The 20,430-nt window shown below is 70.3% G+C and carries 20 protein-coding genes; 8 read left to right on the top strand and 12 right to left on the bottom strand.

From position 1 onward, the window contains the following. Positions 1 to 29 precede the first annotated feature (29 nt). Positions 30 to 716, top strand: coding sequence for a pyridoxamine 5'-phosphate oxidase family protein (locus ACWIF2_RS03350; protein ID WP_454358325.1), 687 nt, complete (start codon positions 30 to 32; stop codon positions 714 to 716). 65 nt (positions 717 to 781) lie between these two features. Here ACWIF2_RS03350 and ACWIF2_RS03345 read toward each other — a convergent pair whose 3' ends face one another. The 3 genes from ACWIF2_RS03345 to ACWIF2_RS03335 form a co-directional block, all read right to left on the bottom strand. After that, complete coding sequence (locus tag ACWIF2_RS03345) at positions 782 to 1,723, bottom strand: DMT family transporter (protein WP_454358323.1); 942 nt, start codon at positions 1,721 to 1,723, stop codon at positions 782 to 784. Between the two features lie 219 nt (positions 1,724 to 1,942). Further along, a complete protein-coding gene (locus ACWIF2_RS03340) occupies positions 1,943 to 2,947 on the bottom strand; it encodes an EamA family transporter (protein ID WP_454358322.1) in 1,005 nt (334 codons plus the stop codon). Between the two features lie 86 nt (positions 2,948 to 3,033). Further along, positions 3,034 to 3,633 carry a Clp protease N-terminal domain-containing protein gene (locus tag ACWIF2_RS03335; protein WP_454358321.1) on the bottom strand — a complete coding sequence of 200 codons (600 nt, stop codon included), beginning with the start codon at positions 3,631 to 3,633 and terminating at the stop codon, positions 3,034 to 3,036. Positions 3,634 to 3,850: 217 nt separating this feature from the next. On the opposite strand from ACWIF2_RS03335, the gene ACWIF2_RS03330 reads away from it, so the two are divergent. Then, positions 3,851 to 4,279 (top strand): type II toxin-antitoxin system Rv0910 family toxin, encoded by a 429-nt coding sequence (locus ACWIF2_RS03330; protein WP_454358320.1) that lies wholly within the window; start codon positions 3,851 to 3,853, stop codon positions 4,277 to 4,279. A gap of 67 nt (positions 4,280 to 4,346) precedes the next feature. Here ACWIF2_RS03330 and ACWIF2_RS03325 read toward each other — a convergent pair whose 3' ends face one another. The 3 genes from ACWIF2_RS03325 to ACWIF2_RS03315 form a co-directional block, all read right to left on the bottom strand. After that, positions 4,347 to 4,982 carry a PadR family transcriptional regulator gene (locus ACWIF2_RS03325; protein ID WP_454358319.1) on the bottom strand — a complete coding sequence of 212 codons (636 nt, stop codon included), beginning with the start codon at positions 4,980 to 4,982 and terminating at the stop codon, positions 4,347 to 4,349. A gap of 94 nt (positions 4,983 to 5,076) precedes the next feature. Then, positions 5,077 to 6,081, bottom strand: a complete 1,005-nt coding sequence (locus ACWIF2_RS03320; protein ID WP_454358318.1) for a MerR family transcriptional regulator — start codon at positions 6,079 to 6,081, stop codon at positions 5,077 to 5,079. Positions 6,082 to 6,087: 6 nt separating this feature from the next. Continuing rightward, positions 6,088 to 6,756 (bottom strand): HEAT repeat domain-containing protein, encoded by a 669-nt coding sequence (locus ACWIF2_RS03315; protein WP_454358433.1) that lies wholly within the window; start codon positions 6,754 to 6,756, stop codon positions 6,088 to 6,090. Between the two features lie 116 nt (positions 6,757 to 6,872). Between ACWIF2_RS03315 and ACWIF2_RS03310 the strand changes: the two genes are divergently transcribed. Further along, complete coding sequence (locus tag ACWIF2_RS03310) at positions 6,873 to 7,691, top strand: PhzF family phenazine biosynthesis protein (RefSeq protein ID WP_454358317.1); 819 nt, start codon at positions 6,873 to 6,875, stop codon at positions 7,689 to 7,691. Between the two features lie 17 nt (positions 7,692 to 7,708). Here ACWIF2_RS03310 and ACWIF2_RS03305 read toward each other — a convergent pair whose 3' ends face one another. Both ACWIF2_RS03305 and ACWIF2_RS03300 read right to left on the bottom strand, forming a co-directional pair. Next, positions 7,709 to 8,512, bottom strand: coding sequence for a CPBP family intramembrane glutamic endopeptidase (locus ACWIF2_RS03305; protein ID WP_454358316.1), 804 nt, complete (start codon positions 8,510 to 8,512; stop codon positions 7,709 to 7,711). Between the two features lie 164 nt (positions 8,513 to 8,676). Beyond that, the gene (locus tag ACWIF2_RS03300) at positions 8,677 to 10,194 is read right to left on the bottom strand and encodes a glutamate-cysteine ligase family protein (RefSeq protein ID WP_454358315.1); all 1,518 of its coding nucleotides are present in this window, start codon (positions 10,192 to 10,194) and stop codon (positions 8,677 to 8,679) included. A gap of 563 nt (positions 10,195 to 10,757) precedes the next feature. Here ACWIF2_RS03300 and ACWIF2_RS03295 point away from each other — a divergent pair. From ACWIF2_RS03295 to ACWIF2_RS03285, 3 genes are all read left to right on the top strand, one after another. Continuing rightward, positions 10,758 to 11,342 carry a hypothetical protein gene (locus ACWIF2_RS03295; protein ID WP_382500175.1) on the top strand — a complete coding sequence of 195 codons (585 nt, stop codon included), beginning with the start codon at positions 10,758 to 10,760 and terminating at the stop codon, positions 11,340 to 11,342. A gap of 388 nt (positions 11,343 to 11,730) precedes the next feature. After that, the gene (locus ACWIF2_RS03290) at positions 11,731 to 11,937 is read left to right on the top strand and encodes a DUF5999 family protein (RefSeq protein WP_454358314.1); all 207 of its coding nucleotides are present in this window, start codon (positions 11,731 to 11,733) and stop codon (positions 11,935 to 11,937) included. A gap of 210 nt (positions 11,938 to 12,147) precedes the next feature. After that, positions 12,148 to 13,182, top strand: a complete 1,035-nt coding sequence (locus tag ACWIF2_RS03285) for a LacI family DNA-binding transcriptional regulator (RefSeq protein ID WP_454358312.1) — start codon at positions 12,148 to 12,150, stop codon at positions 13,180 to 13,182. Positions 13,183 to 13,193: 11 nt separating this feature from the next. Here ACWIF2_RS03285 and ACWIF2_RS03280 read toward each other — a convergent pair whose 3' ends face one another. The 4 genes from ACWIF2_RS03280 to ACWIF2_RS03265 are packed head-to-tail and all read right to left on the bottom strand — an operon-like array spanning position 13,194 to position 17,424. After that, on the bottom strand, positions 13,194 to 14,234 hold the full coding sequence (locus tag ACWIF2_RS03280) for an endo-1,4-beta-xylanase (protein ID WP_454358310.1): 1,041 nt from the start codon (positions 14,232 to 14,234) through the stop codon (positions 13,194 to 13,196). Positions 14,235 to 14,287: 53 nt separating this feature from the next. Then, positions 14,288 to 15,127 carry a carbohydrate ABC transporter permease gene (locus ACWIF2_RS03275; RefSeq protein ID WP_454358309.1) on the bottom strand — a complete coding sequence of 280 codons (840 nt, stop codon included), beginning with the start codon at positions 15,125 to 15,127 and terminating at the stop codon, positions 14,288 to 14,290. Continuing rightward, positions 15,124 to 16,125 carry a carbohydrate ABC transporter permease gene (locus ACWIF2_RS03270; protein ID WP_454358308.1) on the bottom strand — a complete coding sequence of 334 codons (1,002 nt, stop codon included), beginning with the start codon at positions 16,123 to 16,125 and terminating at the stop codon, positions 15,124 to 15,126. The genes ACWIF2_RS03275 and ACWIF2_RS03270 overlap by 4 nt, the downstream gene beginning before the upstream one ends. 6 nt (positions 16,126 to 16,131) lie before the next feature. Next, complete coding sequence (locus ACWIF2_RS03265; protein WP_454358432.1) at positions 16,132 to 17,424, bottom strand: extracellular solute-binding protein; 1,293 nt, start codon at positions 17,422 to 17,424, stop codon at positions 16,132 to 16,134. Positions 17,425 to 17,870: 446 nt separating this feature from the next. On the opposite strand from ACWIF2_RS03265, the gene ACWIF2_RS03260 reads away from it, so the two are divergent. Together ACWIF2_RS03260 and ACWIF2_RS03255 are read left to right on the top strand one after the other, a co-directional pair. After that, positions 17,871 to 19,850: an amino acid transporter gene (locus tag ACWIF2_RS03260; protein ID WP_454358306.1), complete on the top strand. Its 1,980-nt coding sequence runs from the start codon at positions 17,871 to 17,873 to the stop codon at positions 19,848 to 19,850. 96 nt (positions 19,851 to 19,946) lie between these two features. Then, on the top strand, positions 19,947 to 20,366 hold the full coding sequence (locus tag ACWIF2_RS03255) for a TOBE domain-containing protein (protein ID WP_454358305.1): 420 nt from the start codon (positions 19,947 to 19,949) through the stop codon (positions 20,364 to 20,366). Positions 20,367 to 20,430 lie beyond the last annotated feature (64 nt).

Below are 20,430 nucleotides of genomic sequence, written 5' to 3'. Positions count from 1 at the left end.
ATTATGCACTAGTGCAATGGAGAGCGCCCATGCAGGGGATCGCCCGGACGCCGTCGCAGCCCGCCACCGCCTACACCCCGACCGACCGCACCGTCCCCACGCGCTCCCCGGACCGGGCTTCGTACGACAGGGAGCTGGTGCACTCGATACTCGACGAGGCCTACGTCTGCCACCTCGGGTTCGTCCGGGAGGGCTCGCCGGTCGTGCTGCCCACGTTGTTCGCCCGGGTCGGCGAGCGTCTGTACGTGCACGGCTCGACGGGCTCGCGCCCGCTGCGGGCGGCCGGTCAGGCAGACCCGGGCCTCCCGGTCTGCCTGACCGTCACGCACGTCGACGGACTGGTCCTGGCCCGCTCGGCCTTCCACCACTCCATCAACTACCGCTCCGTGGTGGTGCACGGCGTCGCCCACGACGTGACGGACGCCGAGGAGAAGCGGCAGGCCCTGGACGCGCTGGTCGACCACGTCGTGCCGGGCCGCTCCGCCGACTCCCGCCCGGCCAACAAGAAGGAACTGGCCGCCACCGCCGTGCTCCGCCTGGACCTGGCCGAGGTCTCCGCCAAGCTCCGCACGGGCGGAGTGAACGACGAACCGGAGGACCTCGACCTCCCGCACTGGGCCGGCGTGGTCCCGGTCGCGAAGACCTACGGCACCCCGATCCCCGACCCGGGCTTGGCGCTGGGCACAGACCTTCCTGATTACCTGAAGGGCAACTGACCTTCAGGGGGCGCGGGGAACTGCGCGATCAACCGCGATCAACCAGACACAACCCGCAGCCCCCGTCAGACAAGTACTGGCCGCTCCTTGGGCACCCGCGCCTCCCCCACCGCAAGCCCCGCCACGGAGCCCAACAACAGCAAGGTTCCTGCCACTGTCGCCACCGTGAGCCGCTCCCCGAGCAGCACTACGGCCAGCCCCGCCGCACTCACCGGCTCGAGCAACATGATCACCGAGACGGTGGCCGACCGCACGACGGCCGCTCCGGCGAAGTACAGGCCGTAGGCGAGGGCCGTAGGCACGGCGGCGACATACACCAGCAGCACCAGAAGCCGCCCGGGCTCCTCCGTGTGCGGCAGCAGCCCTTCCGCCCAGGCGAACGGCAGCAGGCACAGGCTCGTGACAGCGAAGGCCCCGACGGTCGTGCGGGACGCGTCGGCCTCGCCGTCGCGTCCCCACCGGCGGGTGAGCAGCGTCATCGCGCTGTACCCGGCCGCCGACAGCAGCGCGAGCAGCACACCCCACGGGCGTACGGCGGTGCCCCCGCCGCCGAGGACGAGGACCGCGAGCCCCGCGAAGGCACCCGCGACGGCGACGGTTCCGCCCCGGCCCAGGCGTTCGGCCAGGGTCAGCCGGGCGCCGAGCGCGATGAGCACGGGCCCGGCGCCCAGGGTGACGACGGTGGCGACGGCGAGGCCGGTGGCGGAGACGGCCGCGAAGTAGGCCGTCTGGAAGACCGCGAGCCCGAGCCCGGTGACCCCGGACCGCAGCGCCCTGCGGCCGAGCGGCTCGCGTACGGCGGTCCCGGGGCGCGGCCGTACGAGGCGGACGGCGAGCAGCAGCACCAGACCGGCAGCGCAGCGCCAGAAGGAGAGGGCGACGGGCCCCATGTCACTGGCCCGGTAGACCAGGGAGGCGGCCGCGCCCGCGGTGCCCCAGGCGACACCGGCGACGATCAGATAGAGGAGGCCTCGCCCGATGGGCAGGCCGGAGGCGGTGTTCGACACGTGTTCTCTCCGCAGACGCGCACGGCGCGCCGCGCGGAACGAGCGGCGGCGGGTGCGCGGAAGTTCGGGAAGGACCCCCGATCAGCGGGGGTCCGCGGACTTCGTCTGCGGGCAGCACCGTCCGTCCCGGCGGCTACAGGCCGGGCACGGATTCCGGAGGGCCCGCCTCAGGCGGCCGGAGGCGGAAGAACGAGTGCGTCGGACGGCATGATCGGCACCCTATGCGGCCGTTCCCGGCCTGGACAACTCCCTTTCCGGGCCGCCGCCGGCCACCGGCCGTTCGGAGCCCTTCGCGGGCGTCGAGGACTGCGCGATGAACGCACCCAGCAGCACGATGACGCCACCGGCGATCTGCGGCGCCGACAGGTGCTCGCCGAGCAGGACCCAGGCCAGCACGGTCGCGATGACCGCTTCGAGGCAGGCCACGACGCCGGCGACCTGCGGGGAGAGCCGGCGCACGGAGACCACGCCGGTGACGTAGGCGACGACCGTGGCGACCAGGACGATCCAGGCCAGCAGGGCGACGGCGGCGACAGGTGTGCCGTCCATGTGCGCGGTGCCCGTGAGCACGGACCAGTCCATGGTCCAGGGCCTGGCGACGACGGTCAGCACGGCCGCGCCGACGAGCAGTCCGTAGGCGATGACGCCGAGCGGGTCGGGGGCCTCCTCGCCGGCGTCACTGCCCTGGTCGGAGAGGACGAAGTAGCCGACCTGGCAGCAGGCCGCGCCGAGCGCGAGCAGCAGCCCCAGGACGTCGAAGTCGAGGCCCGACCACACCTCGACGACGCACGCGAGACCTCCGACCGCGAGAACGACACCGACCGCGGCGGCACGTGTCACCGGCCGCCGCTGCACGAACCGCACCCAGCCGAGCACCAGCGCGGGCGCCAGGTACTCGATGAGCAGCGCCACCCCGACGGGGATACGGGAGAGCGCCGCGAAATAGCAGGCCTGGACACCGGCGACGGCCAGCAGCCCGAATCCCGCGAGGAGTCCGGGGCGGCGGCGCAGCAACCCGCGGTGGCGCACGGCGAGGGGCAGCATCACCAGGGCGGCCCCGGTCACGCGCAGCCACACCACGTGCAGCGGGTCCAGGCCCGCCTCGATCAGTGGCTTGGCCGCGACTCCGGATCCGCCGAAGGCGACCGCGGACAGCAGCGCGAGGCCGAGCCCCATGCCCCTGCCGCGCCTGCTCGGACTGCTCTCAGAGGTACGCACCGGCACATGATGACAGGCCCTGACAGGAGCGTCATCCCTTAAGGCACCTGTCTCACAGCCTGGACGGCGACGAACGCTCCGGGCAGGACCGGTCAGTACGTGGTCCCGCCGCCTCCGGCCCACTCGCCGGGCCTGCCGGGCCAATCGCCGGGGCTGCCGGGCCAGTCGCCGGGGCTGCCGGGCCAGTCGTCGAGCCGGGCGAGCACCTCGTGCGGGTCGATCCCGGCGCGGGCGAGCACCTCGACCGCGCGCGCCTGCGGGTCGACGACGATCGCCGCGAGCAGATCGATGCCGCGGGCCGGTCCGCCACGGCGTGCGGCGCGTTCGCAGGCGTACTCCATCGACGCCGCGGCCAGCGGCGAGAAGCCCGCGCTCTCCGTCACCACGGGGACGGCGCCCGAGTCCTCGACCCCGCTCTGCCAGCGCAGGCCGTAGCCGATGCTGCGCTGGACGAGATAGCCCAGCAGCCGCGCGATCCGCGGTCCCTCACCGAAGACCGCACGCGCCTCGGGGTCGGACTCCAGCAGCGAGTGCAGCAGATGGGCGGTGTCGATCTGCCGGTCCCCGTCCCGGACCGCCCGGCGACGGGCACCACCGAACACCGACGCCAGCTCGTCACTGAGCCTGGCATCGTTCTCTGCGCGGTGGATGCCGTGCTCAGGGGCCGACTGCCGGGGGGTACGGGGTTGCACATCCCCTACCCCATCAGCCCTGCGAGCCCGGGTCATCCACGAGAGGGAGCATTCTCGCGTCCCACGGGAAGTGGACTCCAGTGGCCGGAATCTCCTCCTTACGGAGGACATCAGGCTGTTCTGCCCGCGGACCCACCATGCCTGACTGTTCGTCAGTATTGAACATTGCGGCCCCCGCGGCTACGTTCCGCGACACCCGACACGAAGAGGTGGTCGCATGGCCGAAGTCAGCGCGGAGGCACGCATCGGAGCCCCGGCCGAGAAGGTGTGGGCCAGGCTCACGGACTGGTCCACGTACGGCGAGTGGAACGCGACCCACACCAGCTTCCCGTCGGGCGGCCCCAAGAGCCTGGAGGTGGGCGCGACCTTCCAGGAGAACATGCGGCTGATGAACTTCCCGGCCGAGGTGGAGTGGACCGTCGAGGAACTCGAACCGGCCACGGTCCTCGCCATCCGCGGCCAGGGCCCGATGGGTGTGACCGTCGCGACGCGCTACACCCTCACGCCCGACGGCGACGCGACGAAGGTCCGCATCGACGGCGAGTTCACGGGTGCTGCCGTGTCGTTGATGGCGGGCAAGCTCAGGGACTCGGCGACGGCGGCCCTGAACGAGTCGCTCCGCAAGCTGGACGGGCTGGTGACCTGACACCCCGGCACGAGGAAGCGCCCCCCGGATCACTCCAGGGGGCGCCTGTGCCGCGAAAAGCCGTACCTCAGTCCTCGTCGGCGAGGATCAGATAGAGCTTCTTGCGGGCTTCGTTGATGACGCCGAGCGCCTTCTCCTTCTGCTCCTTGTTGCCGGTCTTCCAGACCTGGCCGAAGGCCTCCATCAGCCCGAAGCCGGCCTGCCGGATCTCGCCGAGGGCCTCCCAGTCGACACCGCGGGAGGCTTCCTCCCAGGGAGCCTCGGGCCCCTCCTCGGCTGCCGTACGGCCCGCCTCGGTGAGCGAGAACAGCTTCTTGCCGCCCTCGGACTCGCTGATGATCAGACCCTCGTCCTCCAGCAGCTGAAGGGTGGGGTACACCGAACCCGGGCTGGGCTTCCACGCCCCGCCGCTGCGCTCGGCGATCTCCTGGATCATCTCGTAGCCGTGCATGGGCCGGTCCCTCAGCAGGGCGAGGATCGAGGCCCGTACGTCACCACGCCGCGCCCTTCCCCTCGGCCCGCCGCGCCCTCGTCCGCCCCAGGGGCCGGGGCCGAAGCCCGGACCACCGGGCCCTCCCCAGCCGGAACCACCAGGACCGCCGGGCCCGAACGGCCCGAAGGCCGCACGCAGTCCCTCGAAGCCGCCCCGGCCGTGACGCGGTCCGCCGTGGCCATGTCCGTGCTCGTAACCGTGGGTACGCATCGCAACCACTCTCCATTCCATCGTTGATCTGTCGCGATGCCTCAACGATATATCGGTAGCGTTCGTATGGCAAGGCCCTGCCGGCCCAGCGGATTCAGCGGGCGTCGCGAATCCCGAGAATGTACGTGGCCGTCAGTGCGACGACGCGGTCCTCGTCACGGGCCAGATCCGCGAGGGCACGGGACGCCGTGGAGCCCGGGATGTCCGCGAGCGCCTGGGCCAGCCGCCGACGCTCGGACGGTCCGGCGGTGCCATGGGCGAGGCGGTCGACGAGCCCGGTGGCGATTCGCTCCGCCGAGGCGGGATCACTCGCCAGCGCGCTCAGCGCATCGGCGGCACCGACGTCGTTCGTCTCCTCGACGACCATGTCGATGAGCGTCGGCACCGCGGCGGCCACTCCACGCGCGCCGAGCTCCAGAGCCGCGTAGCCGCGGACCACCGTGTCGGGATGCGCGAGCGCGTCCGTCAGCAGTGCGGTCGCCGCAGCGTCCGGCATTTCGACGAGGGACTGGACGGCCCGCTTCCGGACCTCGGCCACCGGTGAGCCGAGGCCCTCGGCGAGCAGGGCCGATCCGCCGTCGCCCGATTGCGCCAGAGCCCATCGAAGGGCTCCCGCGACGTTCGGGTCCGTCTCGCTCAACGCCGCCTCGACCAGGGCTTCCACTGGCCACGGAACCTCTTCGGCCGAGGACAGGGCCGCGCGTTGGCGCGTCCCGGCGCTCGTCGATCCCAACGCGTGGAGGAGACCGACGATCTGGAGGACGTCCTCCCAGCCGGCGGGTTCCGCGGCACCGATCCGCCGGAGCCGCGTGAGCAGCTCCGTCTCACTCGCGATGCGCTCTCGCGTCCGGCGGACGAGGTCGTCGACGAGCTCCGAGGGCCGGAAGCCGGGATCGTCCAGCGCACGCCCGACCTCACGCAGCGACAGCCCCAGGGAGCGCAGGCTCTCGATATGGAAGATCCGCCGGATGTCCTCGTCGGAGTAGGCGCGATAGCCGGCGTCGGTTCGGCCCGTCGGCCGCACCAGGCCGAGCGACTCGTAGTGCCTGAGCATGCGGGCACTCACTCCGGACCGTCGTGCCACCTCACCGATCAACACGGTCTGTCATCCCTCCCGGCGGGTCGAGCCGAGCGCCACGACACGCTTCGCCTCCTCGACCGCGAACCCGAATCCGGCATCCGGGTCGCGCCACAGCCGTTCCGTGGCGATCGCGTGCTCACGCACGCGAGGGTCGGGATCCGTCGTCGCGGCGCGCAGGGCCGGCGTGATCGCCTCTCCGAGCGCGATCAACGCCCGGCTGAGGCTCAGCCGCGTCTCGGGCTCGCCGCGTCCGAGCTGTGCCGCCAGCACTCCGGCCAGCCCGGCTTCTTCGCCTTCGGGCACCAGGACGACCGCCGCTCGCCAGGCGCTCCGCGCCACCTCGACGTCGGGGTCGGTCAGCAGCGCCCTGGTGATCGCCGGCCACGCTCGCCGATCCCCGATCTTGGACAGCGTGTGCAACGCCTGGCTTCGTGCTTGCGGACGCTCCGCGCGGAGTTCATCGATCAGCCTGGGGACCGTGAGGGACGACGGGTGGCGGGTGAGCGCCCACGTGAGCATGTCGCGCACGTGGAACTCGGGCTCGATCGCGCAGCGTTCGACGAGCTTGTCGATGAACCGCGGGTCGGGGGCCGTGCCGATCGCCAGCGCCGCTCGCAGCCGGACCGACGAATCACCGTTCTCCAGCTCCTGGAGAGCCCGCGTCGTGGTCGTGTCCTCTTTTTGCATGGTCATCGGAACCACCTCCTCGGCCACAGTGAAGACCTTGTCACCGTGTCAAGGTCAAGGTGAGGCCAGGACTCGTGAATTGGCCTTGGTCCACGGCCTGGAGGGGCCTCTAGCGTCGGGGCATGCGGATTCGAATCGTCGACGCCTTCACCGACCGTCCCTTCACCGGCAACCCGGCCGGGGTCATGCTCCTGAACGACGCGGACGCCTTCCCGGACGACAGTCGGCTGCAGAGCATCGCCCTGGAGGTCAACCACGCCGAGACGGCCTTCGCCCATCCCCTCCCCGAGGGCGGCGAGGCCGACTGGGCGCTGCGCTGGTTCACGCCAGCCGCCGAGGTCGCGATGTGCGGCCACGCGACCCTCGCCACCGCCCATGTCCTGCACACCACCGGCGCCCACGAGGGGCCGGTGCGGTTCGCGACCCGCAGCGGCGTTCTCATCGCCACGCCCGCGGTCGACGGCTCCGTCACGCTGGACTTCCCGACGGCTCCGCTCACCCGGGTCGACCCGCCCCACGGCCTCGCCGAGGCACTGGGTGCCGAGCCGCTGACGATCCTCGACACCGGTCCGAACGTCGGCGATCTGCTCGTCGAGCTCTCCGACGAGAAGACGGTGCACGGCCTCGCCCCCGACCTCAAGGCCCTCGCCGCCCACTCCGCACGCGGCGTCATCGCCACGGCCCGCGCGGAGGACCCGGCCCGGGGCTACGACTTCGTCTCGCGCTGCTTCTTCCCGAACGTCGGCATCGACGAGGACCCGGTGACCGGCAGCGCCCACACCGCGCTCGCCCCGTTCTGGTCCGAGCGCCTGGGCCGCCCCGGCCTCACGGGCCTCCAGGCCTCACGCCGCTCGGGCCGCGTCCGCACGGAACTGCGCGGCGAGCGCACCCTGCTGACGGGCCGGGCGGTGACGGTGATCGAGGGCGAGCTGCTGGCCTGATACGGCGGAGCTGTCCGTCACGCCGTCGGGAGCCACCCCACCTTGCCCGCCAGCAGCGCGTATCCGACGAACGCCCCGATGTCGAGCAGCGAGTGCGCCACCACGAGAGGACCGACACGGCCCCAGCGGCGGTACAGGTAGACGAAGACGACGCCCATGGCCAGGTTCCCGACGAAGCCGCCGATGCCCTGGTAGAGGTGGTACGAGCCGCGCAGCACCGAGCTGCCGACCAGCGCGGCCATCGGGGTCCAGCCCAGCTGCCCCAGGCGGCGCAGCAGATAGCCGACGACGATCACTTCCTCCAGCACCGCGTTCTGGATGGCGGAGAGGATCAGCACCGGGTACTTCCACCACACGCCGGGCAGCGCCTCCGGCACCACGGTGAGGTTGAAGCCGAGGCCACGGGCCGCCAGGTAGAAGGCGATGCCGGTGCTGCCGATGACCGCCGCGATCGCCGCGCCGCGGCCGAGGTCGGGCCAGGGACGGGTGCGGTCGAAGCCGATGGTGCGCAGGCTGGCGCCCTCGCGCAGCAGGAAGTGCGCGACAAGCGCGACGGGCACGAGCGCCGTGGTGATCCCGAAGAGCTGCCACGCCAGGTCGAGCCAGGGACGGCCGGGCGCGGCCGAGGCGTTCATCGTGGCGGCCTGGTCCTTGAGCCCGCCGGGCTTGGTGACGGAGCCGATGAAGCTGATCAGGGCGGAGACTCCGCTCGCCCCCAGCGAGAGCGCCAGCACGAGCAGGGTCTCGTTGCGGAGCATCCGCCGCGAGAGCCCCTGCTGGGGAATGGAATCGTCGGCCACCGGGCTCGCCTCCGCCTGCACACCTGCCTCCACTTCACCGGCCTGCCGAAATCGACCTGTCGTAAACGATCTGCCGTAAACGATCTGCCGTAAACGATCTGTCGTAAACGATCTGTCGTAACGATCTGTCGAAATCGATCTGCCGGATCAGTATGAAGGCAGCAGGATGTCACCCCGGCGGCGCGTCAGCCCAGCGGCACCGGCTCCGGCAGGCCCACCGGCCAGGTGTGGACCGGATCTCCCTGGTGCATCAGCTCGCGGTAGCGCCGCGTGGTGGCGGCCAGCGCGGCCTCCCGCGTGTGACCCGCGTCCAGCGCCTTGTGGAAGGTCGCGGCCTGCCAGCTCGCCCCGTTCACCCGGCGCCGGCACCGCTCCTCGATCACGCCCAGGTACAGGTCGCGGTCGGCCGGCTCGACACCCCACGCGTCCAGCCCCACCTCGGCGAGCGGCAGCAGTTCGTCCCGCACGAGGCTCACCGCGTCGACCTGCGCGGTGCCGCCGTACCGGCCGCGCCGGGGCCAGGTGAAGCGGGCGTCGATGCCGTCCTTGCAGGCGGCGTCGAAGTTGGCGGCGGCCGCCTCGAACGGCAGCCGGGTCCACACCGGCCGGGGCTCCTCGGCGAGGGCGCGGACGACGCCGTAGTAGAACGCCGCGTTGGCGACGACGTCGGTGACGGTGGGCCCGGCGGGCAGGACGCGGTTCTCCACGCGCAGGTGCGGGACGCCCTCGGCGATGCCGTAGACCGGGCGATTCCAGCGGTAGATCGTGCCGTTGTGCAGGACGAGTTCGGCGAGCGAGGGCGTGCCGCCCTGGTCGAGCACCTCGAGCGGGTCCTCGTCGTCGCAGATCGGCAGCAGGGCCGGGTAGTAGCGGAGGTTCTCCTCGAAGAGGTCGTACGCCGAGGTCACCCAGCGCTCGCCGAACCAGGTGCGGGGCCGGACGCCCTGGGCCTGGAGTTCGGGCGGACGGGTGTCGGTGGACTGCTGGAACAGCGGGGGCCGCGACTCGCGCCACAGCTCGCGGCCGAACAGAAAGGGCGAGTTGGCGCCTACGGCGATCTGTGCCGCGGCGACCGCCTGGGCCGCGTTCCACACATCGGCGAACCGGCCCGGGGTGACCTGGAGGTGCAGCTGCACGGAGGTGCAGGCGGCTTCCGGCGCGATGGACTTCGAGGTGCAGGTCAGATGCTCCACGCCGGCGATGTCGAGGGTGAACTCCTCGCCCCGGGCGGCCACGATCTGGTCGTTGAGGAGGGTGTAGCGGTCGACGTCGGAGAGGTTCGACGACACAAGGTCATCCCGGTCGAGGGTCGGCAGAATGCCGATCATCACGATTCCGGCGTCGACTTCCCCTGCTTTTCGGTCGGCATATGCCAGGGACGTACGGAGTTCCTCCCCGAGCCGGTCGAATACCCGGCCCCCCAGACGGTGTGGAGGAATGTTCACTTCCAGGTTGAACATGGCGAGTTCTGTTTGGAAGTCCCGGCTCGCGATACGTTCCAGGACTTGCGCATTCAACATTCTCGGCATGCCGTCGGCGCCCGCGAGATTCAATTCGATCTCCAGCCCCATGAGGTTCTTGGGGCGATCGAACCTCTTCTCCGCCAGGAGCCGCTCCAAGCCCGTCAGACACCGACGGAGCTTGTCGCGGTAGCGCTGGCGATCCGACAGGTCGAACCGCCCTGCCACGACCTTCTCCCCCATCGAAGCGTCCCTCCTCGGATGATGCGGGCCTGCGATCCGGCCGCCGGGGTCACGGTCAGGTGGAGGATGCCCAGCGAAAGCGATCGATAACGTCCCGGACGGGTCCGCCGACCGCTACGCTGGTCGCGTGTGACCAGTGGCACATTCAATCGGCATGTCGCACAGGCCTGGTTTCGGTGTCCGCTCGGTGTCCGCGAACTCGTGAAAAACGCCGACAAGAATGGGCCGACCGGTTCACGGACATTCGCCGAGGTCATCACCGCGCACCCCCGCCTGGAATCGGGATAATTCTCGCGTATCGCCGACCGAATGTACCCTTGTTCTACTCACCGGAAACGGCTAGGCGAAACACAGTCTGACCCCGTGTCGTATAAACTCCGCGAACAAGGCAGAAGGTTGGCGCCCACGGTCGATGGGTCCTGCCGTCGAGTCGATGATCGGCGGACCCCACCCCCCTCTCGCTCATGAGACCCGGCCCTGCCTCTGCCGACCCCTCGTGAGCAGACAGCGCCGTCCGCCCCCGCCCTCGTGCCACCGTGCCTTTGAATGAGAGGCGACCCACCATGCCGCTGCATGTCCCCCCGGCTCCCGCGCCCGCACTCCGTTCCGTCCTGACTGCGCTCTCCTCGCCGACCGCGGTCCGGGAGGCCCGAACCCCCTCCCTGCTCCGCGCCCAGGGACCCGTCGCAGCCGAGCTCCCACTGCCCGTCCACGTCCTCGACCGGGTCACGGCCGAGGGGGTGTCGGCCACCCGGCTGGCCGGGTGGCGCTTCCTGATCCGCTGCGGCGAGCGGGCCGTGGCCGCGGCGGAGACCATGCTGACCCCCGACGGCTGGGCCTTCTCCCACTTCTTCGAAGGCCCGTACATCACCTCCACCGAGCGCGCCCTGCGCCAGGCCGAGACGATGCCGCAGCCGTACCAGCCCCGCCTGCTGTCGGTACCGAGCCTCTACATGCTGACGCTCTGGCTGCACGAGGACTGCACCGCGGACGGCGCCGCCGGCCACCCCGCCGCCACCGACCTGCTCGTCCCACTGGCGCCCGCGCCTCCCGGCATCGCGGCACATCGCCCGCACCGCGTCGCCGAACTCCTCCCGGTGCTGACCCACCGGGCCACTCCCACGCGACTGCTCGGCTCACCCGCCTGAAACACCCCACGTGAAGCGTTCCGCGCCCCGTCACCGAATTCCCGGCGACGGGGTGCGGGACTTTTATCGCTCGTACGAGCACTCAATAGCTCGTACGAGCCGGAAATGACCCTGGACCCGACGTGACTAGCCCTATCCGGCCACTGCGAACCACCCGAAGTGACAGCCCAGTTGGGATGAACCGTCCGCGCGGGTGACGCGTCATGAATCTGTGAGAAGCGGTGCCGCGAAATCCCTGCGGAATGACGCCCGTGGGGCAACACTGGGTTCCGACCACTTATCACGGGGGGCGGCCATGAACGACACTTCTAGCCGCGGAACAGACACGACGACCGACTCAGACAACTCAGTCACCTCACCCATCACGACAGAGCGAAAGATCCCACCCATGTGCCAGCACCAGACAACATGCCCGACAGCCGAATCCGCCGACCGGGAGTCCGCCCGTCTCGTGGCGCACCACCCGGAGCAGGGGTGGAGCCTGCTGTGCAACGGTGTGGTGCTCTTCGAGGACACCGGTGAGCTTCTGCCGGACGGCCGGATCATCGCCCCGCACCGTCCGCTGGCCGGCAGCCAGGTGATGACGGCTGCCTGAGGGCCGCCGGGCGGGGTGACGCCCGTTCACAGATATGAGGGGCCGGCCGCAGGAGACCCTGCGAACCGGCCCCGACGCATGTCCGGGGGTCGTCACTCCCCGTCACCCGCCGCGACTTCCCGTCCCTGGCTCGTACGCCTTCCCACGGATGCCCGTTTTCCGGAAGACTCCTGGAAGTTTCGCGGTCACCCGTCGACGGAGGTGGGGCAAGTGGCAGCACGTGAGGCCGACGCCGAGGGCAGGGTCACGATCACGGAGATCGCCCGGCAGGCCGGCGTGTCCGTGCCGACCGTGTCCCGGGTCGTCAACGGCCGGTCCGACGTGTCGCCGCAGACCCGGGCCCGGGTCGAGGAACTCCTCCGCCGGCACGGCTACCGCAAGCGCCCCGCGGCCCCGGGCACCCGTGCGGCCCTGCTCGACCTGGTCTTCAACGATCTCGACAGTCCGTGGGCCGTGGAGATCATCCGCGGGGTGGAGGAGGTCGCGCACGCGGCCGGGGTCGGCACGGTGGTGTCGGCCATCCACGGGCGGTCGGGCGACGCCCGCGAGTGGATGCGCAACCTCCGGGCCCGTGCCTCCGACGGCGTCATCCTCGTCACGTCGGCGCTGGAGCCGGTGCTCCACGAGGAGCTGCGGATCCTCGGCGTCCCGCTGGTCGTCGTCGACCCGGCAGGCTCCCCCGCCCTGGACGCGCCCACGATCGGCGCCGCGAACTGGTCCGGCGGCATGGCCGCCACCGAGCATCTGCTGTCCCTCGGCCACCGCCGGATCGGCCTGATCGCGGGCCCGCCGCGCCTGCTGTGCTCCCGGGCCCGGCTGGACGGCTACCGGGCGGCCCTCGAAGGCGCCGGTGTCGCGCTGGACGCGTCCCTCGTCGTCCCCGGCGACTTCCGCCCCGAGTCCGGCTTCACCGCCTGCAACACCCTGCTCGACCTGCCCGAGCCGCCGACCGCCGTGTTCGCGGCCAGCGACCAGATGGCACTCGGCGCGATCGAGGCACTGCGGCGGCGCGGGCTGCGGGTGCCGCAGGACATGAGCGTGGTCGGTTTCGACGACCTTCCGGAAGTCCGCTGGTCGGCTCCCCCACTGACCACGATCCGCCAGCCCCTGGCCGACATGGGCAAACTGGCCGCCCGCACGGTCCTCCGCCTGACCCACGACGAACAACCGGACTCCCCACGGGTGGAACTGGGAACGGACCTGGTGGTGCGATCCAGCACGCTGCCACCGCCAGAGCGAGCCTGACGGCCCCCCTGCTACCTCCCCCCAAGCGCCTCACGCAGCGCGAAGTACGCCGGCTTCGGCCTGAGCTGTTCGTCCCACGGCAGGGCCGCGCCCTCGCCCGGGAAGAAAGGCGGGATCCAGGAGTACTTGTCGGTGTAGTCCCAGAGGGTGATGCCGACGCACCGGCGTACCGCCAGACACGCCTCGGTCAGGTCCCGGTACCACTCGGCCTGCTGTGCCAGCTTCTCCTCGGTCGCGGGCAGCAGCATCCGTACGTCGACCTCGGTGAGCGCCGTGTCGAGGCCGAGCCGGGAGAAGCGGCGGAGGTTGTCCTCCAGGGTGGTGGGATAGCCGTACTGGAGGGCGAGGTGGGCCTGGAGGCCGATGCCGTGCAGCGGGACGCCCTTGGCCTTCAGCTCCTTGGCCAGCTTGTAGTAGGCGTCGCTCTTCGGGCCGATCCCCTCGATGTTGTAGTCGTTGAGGTACAGCTTCACTCGCGGGTCGGCCTGGTGCGCCCAGCGCAGCGCGTCGGCGATGTACCCGGGCCCGAGCGTCTTGTAGAAGACCGACTCGCGGTACGTACCGTCCTCGTTGAACGCCTCGTTGACGACGTCCCAGGCGAACACCTTGCCCCGGTAGTGCCGTACCTCGGCCTGGACGTGCTTCTTCAGCACGGCCCTCAGCTCCGGCGCCGTCCACTCCCGCCCCGTGAGCCACCCGGGCAGCTGGCTGTGCCAGACCAGGGTGTGGCCCCGCACCTTCTGCCGGTTGGCGCGGGCGAGGTTCACGATCTCGTCGCCCTCGGAGAAGTCGAACACGCCCTGCTGCGGCTCGGTCGCGTACCACTTCATGCCGTTGCCGGGCGTGATCTGGTCGAACTCGCTGCCGAGCAATGCCTTGTACGGCGCGTCGACGAGCTCGGGGTTGTCGGTCGCGCTGCCGAAGTAGCGCCCGTGCCGCTGGGCGAGGTCGGCGAGGGTGGGCTGCTCGTCCTGAGCCTGGGCGGCCGGGACGGTGACCGCGACCAGGGCGGCGGCGACGACGCCGACAAGTCTGAGACGGTTCATGCGCATGGTGCGACTCCTCACGTTGCGGATATGTGGGTAGCCGTACGTCCGCCAGCGCGTCACCCCTTGGTGGCGCCGGCGGTGAGGCCGCCGACGAGCTGCCGCTCGGCGACCGAGTAGAAGGCGAGTGCGGGGACCATGGCCAGCACCAGATAGGCGAAGACCTTGGCGTACTCCGCGGAGTACTGCCCCTGGAACTGCTGCACTCCGATCGGCAGCGTCCACCACTGAGCGTCGGTGAACACCAGCAGCGGCAGGAAGAAGTTGTTCCAGCTGGTGACGACGGCCAGCACCGAGACCGTGCCGAGCGCGGGCCGCGCCATGGGCAGCAGCACCCGCCAGAAGAAGCCGAACGAACTGCACCCGTCGAGCGTGGCCGCCTCCTCCAGCTCACCGGGGATCTGCCGGAAGAAGCCGCGAAGGATGATGATGGTCATCGGCAGTCCGAAGGCCGCCTGCGGGAGGATCACCCCGAGCGGATTGTCCAGCAGGCCCAGCGAGCGCAGCAGCAGGAACAGCGGCAGGGCCGCGACCGCGAACGGGAACATCAGCCCCATCGTGAACAGCGTGAACAGCACCTCCCGGCCACGGAAGGCGAAGCGCGCGAAGGAGAAGGCCGACAGCGCGGAGACCGCGACGACCAGGACGGTCGTGCCCACCGCGATCAGCGTGCTGTTGCCGATCAGCCGCCAGAAGTCACCCGAGCCGAGGATCTGGGTGTAGTTGGAGGTCACCCACGACTCGGGCAGGCCGACCGGGTTGCGGGACAGCTCATCGGTGGACTTGAAGCCGGAGAGAACGGCGTAGAGCAGGGGGACGGCCATGACCGCGCCGACGACGACCAGAACGAGGTGCAGAGGCACACTCCCGCCCCTGCGGGACTTTCGGCTGGTCGTCACTTTCCATCACCCCGCATGGTCGTGGTGGCCCCTTCCAGATCGCGCCGGAGCACGAACCGCTGGTAGGCGAGGGCGAAGACGAGGCTGATGCCGAACATGACCACGCTGATCGCGCTGGCGTAGCCGACCTGGTAGCGCTTGAAGCCGTACTGGAACATGGTCACGGCCATGGTCTCGGAGTGGTGGTCGGGACCGCCCGCGGTGGTCACCCACACCAGGTCGAAGAGCTGGATGGCCCCGATGACCGACAGGAAGACGCTGATGCGCAGGGTGGGCGCGAGCAGCGGCAGCGTCACGCTGCGGAAGCGCTGCCAGGGACCGGCCCCGTCGATGAGCGCCGCCTCGGTCAGCTCCTTCGGGACGGCCTGGAGTCCGGCGAGGTACAGCATCATGTGGAAGCCGAAGTACTTCCAGGTCATGACCAGGAACAGGGTCGCCATGACCGTGGACGGATCGGCGAACCACTCCCCGCCCAGCCCCTCCAGCCCGACCTTGCCGAGGAGTTGGTCGGCGAAGCCGTCGTCCGGGGCGAAGATCATGCCGAACAGGATCCCGGTGATCGCCTCGGACAGGACGTAGGGAGCGAAGAACAGCATCCGGTAGACCGCCCGGCCGCGCATCCGCTGGTTGAGCAGGACGGCGATGGCGAGCGCGAAGGGCAGTTGCAGGACGAGCGACAGCACCACGAGGACCAGACAGCGCCACAGGTCGCCCAGGAAGATCTCGTCCTGGAAGAGCCGGGTGAAGTTCTCGCCGCCGATGTAGTCGGAGGGCATGCCGAAGCCGCCCCAGCGGAAGAACGCGGCGTACAGCGCGAACAGCATCGGCAGCAGCACGAGCCCCATGAACAGCACCAGGGCGGGCAGCTGGAAGCCGGTCGCGGTCAGCCAGTTCAGCGCGCGTCTGCGGGCCCGGCTCCGGGCCCGGTCCGCGGTCGGGGGCGGAAGCCGCCCGGCATCGGGGCCGGTCCGTTTGTCCGGCAGGAACGTGGAGGTCATCGCCGGCTACTGCTCTTCCTTCGCGGTCCTGGTGATCGACTGAGCGACCTGCCCGGGGGACTTGGAGCCGGCGATGAGCGCGGCGACGCTGTCGTTGACCTCCTGGCCGACGGCGGGCGCGTAAGCCTGGTCGAGATAGAGCTGGAAGCCGGTGGCCTTCTTCAACTGCTCCTGTACGGCCTTGATGTTGGGGTCGGCGATGGCGCTCTCGGCCGCCGGGACCACAGGGAGGACACCGGTCTTCTTGACCAGCTCCAGGTCGGTGGCCTCGGACGCGAAGAACTTCAGGAAGTCGACGGCCGCCTGCGGGGCGCCCCGGCGCAGGGCGTGTCCGCCGCCACCGCCGAACACCTCGGTGAGGGCGCCCTTGCCGCCCTCGACCGCGGGGAACGGGAAGAAGCCGAGGTCCTTGCCAAGGCCCTTGCCCGCGTCGGCCTGCACCACGGGGGCCCACTGCCCCATGAGCTCCATGGCGGCCTTGCCGTTGCCGACGGTCGCGGCCTGGCCGGTGGGCGTGGAGTAGGCGGCGCCGAGGTAGCCCTTCTGGAACGGCTGGAGGCCGACGAGTTCGTCGAGGTGCTCTCCCGCCTCGACGAAGGGGGCGCCGGTGAAGTCCTTGGCCTCGTAGGCCTTCTGCAGCGCGTCGGCACCGGCGGTGCGCATCGCGAGGTAGGCCCAGTAGTACATGCCGGGCCACTTCTCCTTGCCTGCCAGGGCGAGAGGCGTGACCTTGGCGGACTTCAGCTTCCGTACGGCGTCGAGGAAGCCGGCCCACGTGGTCGGGGGCGCGCTGATGCCGGCCTTCTCGAAGAGGGCCTTGTTGTACCAGAAGCCGATCATGCCGATGTCGAACGGGATGCCGTAGACCTGGTCGTCGAGCAGGTACGGCTCCCTGGCGACCGGGAGCAGGGCGTCGCCCCACGGCTTGGTGCTGTCCGTGAGGTTCTCGACGAGTCCGGCGTCGACCTGCTGTTTCAGCACGCCGCCGCCCCAGGTGTGGAAGATGTCGGGCAGCTTCCCGGAGGAGGTCAGAGCCGTCATCTTCGACTTGTAGGCGTCGTTCTCCAGCTGGACGATCTTTACCTTGACCTTGGGGTTCTGTGCCTCGAACTTGCGGGCCAGGGCGGCCCAGACCCCCTTCGCCGGCTCGGTGGTGGAGATGTTCCACCATTCGATCGTGGTCGTCCCCGAGGACCCTCCGTCCGAGTCCCCGCCGCATGCGGTCAGTGCCGTCATCCCCAGACCGGCCACGGCGGAGGCCGCCAGGAAGCCGCGGCGGGACAGTGCCGGGTCGCCCATCATGCTCCTCGAAAGTTTCGGATGAACTACAGAAAGATGCGTCGTTGCCGCACCCTAGAGACAGCAGCCAAAGGGTGACAACCCCTCGTACACGGTGAATCGATCCCCGAGGCGAAGGCGGACGATGAGGGCGAAACATTCGAGCTGCTCAACGAACCTTACGGAACCTAGTCGACCCTCGATCACACAGGGTGTTCGGATACGGGCCGGCCGCGGGCACCGCACCGGCGCACGGACGGGCGGCTCGACAGCCGTCCCACCCGTCCTCAGCTCGCGTTTCACATCCCCGGCACCCCGACCGGCGGCGCCCGACGCAGAGTCTTAACGGAAGCTTGACGCGCTCAGCCGCCTCATCCGAGGGCCATGACGTCACGCTCCGCTTACGCTGATCGGGCCGTCCAGTGATGGCCGGAATCACCCTGCGCCGCCTCTCGGGAGCACCTTCGATGGCCACCACTGAGCACCTGCCACCGAGCCGTACGGAGCCCTCCCCACCCGGTCGCCTGCGCGCCTGGATGCTGGAGGGCCTGTCCGACATGGGCAAGGGCGGCGGCCACACCGGACCCCACGCCGAACCGGAGCCCCCGCACAAGGGCCAGCCCTGGTGGCGGGTGATGTGCCTGACCGGCGTCGACTACTTCTCCACGCTCGGCTACCAGCCGGGCATCGCGGCCCTCGCCGCTGGACTGCTCTCGCCGATCGCGACGATCGTGCTGGTGATCGTCACGCTGGCGGGCGCCCTGCCGGTCTACCGCCGGGTGGCCGAGGAGAGCCCCCACGGCGAGGGCTCGATCGCGATGCTGGAGCGGCTGCTCTCCTTCTGGCAGGGCAAGCTGTTCGTGCTGACCCTGCTGGGCTTCGCCGCCACCGACTTCCTGATCACCATCACCCTGTCGGCCGCCGACGCCTCCACGCACCTGGTGGAGAACCCGCACCTGAACAGCGCCCTGCACGACAAGCAGCTGCTGATCACCCTGATCCTGGTCGCGCTGCTCGGGGCGGTGTTCCTCAAGGGCTTCCTGGAGGCCATCGGCGTGGCGGTCGCCCTGGTGGGCGCCTACCTCGCGCTGAACGCGGTCGTGGTGGTCGTCGGCCTCTACCACGTGGTCACCGCCGGTCATGTGATCACCGACTGGTCCAGCGCGCTCACCACCCAGCACAGCAACATATTCGTCATGATCGGCGTCGCCCTGCTGGTCTTCCCGAAGCTGGCCCTCGGCCTGTCCGGATTCGAGACCGGGGTCGCCGTGATGCCGCACGTCAAGGGCGACGCCGGCGACACGGAGGAGAACCCGAAGGGCCGCATCCGGGACACGAAGAAGCTGCTCACCACGGCCGCTCTCATCATGAGCGTCTTCCTCATCACGACCAGCTTCATCACCACGCTCCTCATCCCGGAGAAGGAGTTCGAGGCGGGCGGCCAGGCCAACGGACGCGCCCTGGCCTATCTGGCGCACGACTACCTGGGCAACGCCTTCGGCACCGTCTACGACGTCTCGACGATCGCCATCCTGTGGTTCGCCGGCGCCTCCGCGATGGCCGGCCTGCTCAACCTGATGCCCCGCTACCTCCCCCGCTACGGCATGGCCCCGCACTGGGCCCGCGCCGTACGCCCCATGGTCATCGTCTTCACCCTGATCGCCTTCCTGGTCACCTGGATCTTCGACGCCGACGTCAACGCGCAGGGCGGCGCCTACGCCACCGGTGTGCTGGTCCTCATCAGCTCCGCCGCGATCGCGGTGACCATCGCCGCTCGCAAGGCCCGGCAGCGGAACTGGACCATCGGCTTCGCGGTCATCTCCGCGGTGTTCCTCTACACGACCGTGCTCAACGTCATCGAGCGCCCGGACGGCGTGAAGATCGGTGCCTGTTTCATCGCCGGGATCATTCTGGTCTCCCTGCTGTCGCGGCTGGCCCGGGCGTTCGAACTGCGCGTGACCAGCGTGTCGCTGGACGCCATGGCGGAACGCTTCGTCCGGGACATGGCCAGCCGCAGGATGCGGTTCATCGCCAACGAGCCCGACCGGCGCGACATCGCGGAGTACCGGGACAAGATCGAGCAGATCCGGCAGGACAACGACGTGCCCGGGCAGGAGGACTTCGTCTTCGTCGAGGTGACGGTCACCGACCCGTCGGAGTTCGAGGCGAGCCTGACCGTCCGCGGCGAGGTGCTCCACGGCCGCTACCGCGTCCTGACCCTGGAGTCCTCCTCCGTCCCCAACGCGCTGGCAGCCCTGCTCCTGCACGCCCGAGACCTGACCGGGTGCACCCCGCACATCTACTTCGAGTGGACCGAGGGCGGACCCTTCACCAACCTCCTGCGCTTCTTCCTGTTCGGCCAGGGCGAGGTCGCCCCGGTGACACGCGAGGTCCTGCGCGAGGCGGAACGCGACCGGAAGCGGCGCCCGAGGGTCCACGTCGGCTGACGATCTGCGCCCCGGTGCACCGGTCTGGGCGACGGTCAAGGCGACGCAAACACCCGCGTACCCGGCGCAGGGGACTCACCGGGCTACCGTGCACCCATGAGCCTGAGCATCCGCAACCAGCTCCCCGGCACCGTCACCGCCGTCACGCCGGGCGAGGCCATGGCGACGGTCAGGGTCCGCCTCACCGGCGGACAGGACCTCACCGCCGCGATCACCCGCCAGGGCGCCGACGACCTCGGTCTCACCCCGGGCACCGCCGTACGCGCCCTGGTGAAGTCGACGGAGGTCGCGCTGGCCACCGCCCCCGTCGCGGGCCTGTCCATCCGCAACCGGCTCCCCGGTACGGTCACGGGCATCGCGGCCGGCGACGCGATGGCCTCCGTCCGGATCACCGTCGAGGGCGGCGAACTGACGGCGGCGATCACTAGGGACGCCGCGGACGATCTCCACCTGTCGGCCGGAACCCCCGTCATCGCCCTGATCAAGTCGACCGAGGTGTCACTCGCGGTCGCATGACGGAGAGAGCCTCCGCACGACGGAGGGGCCCCGCATCAGCGGAGCCCCTCCCTCTGACCGGTCG

Source organism: Streptomyces sp. NPDC055506 (assembly GCF_053643595.1).
This window is presented reverse-complemented; position numbering and strand designations above follow the sequence as displayed.

Excerpts from the sequence above, each read along its gene's own strand:
- ACWIF2_RS03270 (WP_454358308.1), bottom strand. The coding sequence starts at position 16,125 with ATGACCTCCACGTTCCTGCCGGACAAACGGACCGGCCCCGATGCCGGG.
- ACWIF2_RS03310 (WP_454358317.1), top strand. The coding sequence starts at position 6,873 with ATGCGGATTCGAATCGTCGACGCCTTCACCGACCGTCCCTTCACCGGC.
- ACWIF2_RS03330 (WP_454358320.1), top strand. The coding sequence starts at position 3,851 with ATGGCCGAAGTCAGCGCGGAGGCACGCATCGGAGCCCCGGCCGAGAAG.
- ACWIF2_RS03265 (WP_454358432.1), bottom strand. The coding sequence starts at position 17,424 with ATGGGCGACCCGGCACTGTCCCGCCGCGGCTTCCTGGCGGCCTCCGCC.
- ACWIF2_RS03260 (WP_454358306.1), top strand. The coding sequence starts at position 17,871 with ATGGCCACCACTGAGCACCTGCCACCGAGCCGTACGGAGCCCTCCCCA.
- ACWIF2_RS03300 (WP_454358315.1), bottom strand. The coding sequence starts at position 10,194 with ATGGGGGAGAAGGTCGTGGCAGGGCGGTTCGACCTGTCGGATCGCCAG.
- ACWIF2_RS03350 (WP_454358325.1), top strand. The coding sequence starts at position 30 with ATGCAGGGGATCGCCCGGACGCCGTCGCAGCCCGCCACCGCCTACACC.
- ACWIF2_RS03290 (WP_454358314.1), top strand. The coding sequence starts at position 11,731 with ATGTGCCAGCACCAGACAACATGCCCGACAGCCGAATCCGCCGACCGG.
- ACWIF2_RS03295 (WP_382500175.1), top strand. The coding sequence starts at position 10,758 with ATGCCGCTGCATGTCCCCCCGGCTCCCGCGCCCGCACTCCGTTCCGTC.
- ACWIF2_RS03325 (WP_454358319.1), bottom strand. The coding sequence starts at position 4,982 with ATGCGTACCCACGGTTACGAGCACGGACATGGCCACGGCGGACCGCGT.
- ACWIF2_RS03255 (WP_454358305.1), top strand. The coding sequence starts at position 19,947 with ATGAGCCTGAGCATCCGCAACCAGCTCCCCGGCACCGTCACCGCCGTC.
- ACWIF2_RS03280 (WP_454358310.1), bottom strand. The coding sequence starts at position 14,234 with ATGCGCATGAACCGTCTCAGACTTGTCGGCGTCGTCGCCGCCGCCCTG.
- ACWIF2_RS03315 (WP_454358433.1), bottom strand. The coding sequence starts at position 6,756 with ATGACCATGCAAAAAGAGGACACGACCACGACGCGGGCTCTCCAGGAG.